A 559-nucleotide genomic window follows, 5' to 3' on the forward strand; every position below is an offset into this window, starting at 1 on the left:
CTTCCATTTGAGGAATTGCATGCGCGGTCGCAGAAGCCAATTCGCCGCCAAAGCGGCTGATTGGCCTCTCGTCCGGTGAGCCGGCTGCACCGAAACAGCCACTTACGCAACTGTCCAAGCAACAGATGGCATTCCGGCCATTAGCCTGCCCGCATGGATCCTTGCGGATCCTTTGATTTTTTACAGTGCTTTATTGTATCTTGGATGATCAATCAAAAAAGTAAGATTCATCATCGCATTCATGTCCCGATCTACAACTTTGTTGTAGTTCGGGCATTTTTTGTTGTAGCACACGTATTCATTGTGCTTGGTGCCGTGCTTCTTATTGCCAGAAAGGGTGATCTTTTCGTCATTTTTCTTGATGTTGCCACAGACTGCACAGCGCTGGGTGCTTGGATAAAAGCGGTTGGCAATCACCAGCTTAACTCCGGCTGACTTGCACTTGTATTCGAGATAGCTGCGAAAGCGTCCAAATAGCGCACGGTGTACGCCTTTAGAAGCAACGTGGCTCATAAGCATACCCTTGACGTCCAGATCCTCAATGCAGATTGCATCATAT

At 48.3% G+C, this 559-nt stretch carries 1 protein-coding gene; it reads right to left on the reverse strand.

The window, feature by feature from the left end; all coding sequences use genetic code 11:
• Positions 1–180: 180 nt before the first annotated feature.
• Positions 181–559, reverse strand: a 379-nt coding sequence (locus tag HMPREF3168_RS09315) for a zinc ribbon domain-containing protein (RefSeq protein WP_083289622.1), incomplete at its 5' end; no start/stop codon positions are given.

The organism is Lactobacillus sp. HMSC08B12 (assembly GCF_001808415.1).
In the GTDB taxonomy this organism is placed as follows: Bacteria; Bacillota; Bacilli; order Lactobacillales; family Lactobacillaceae; genus Lactobacillus; species Lactobacillus delbrueckii.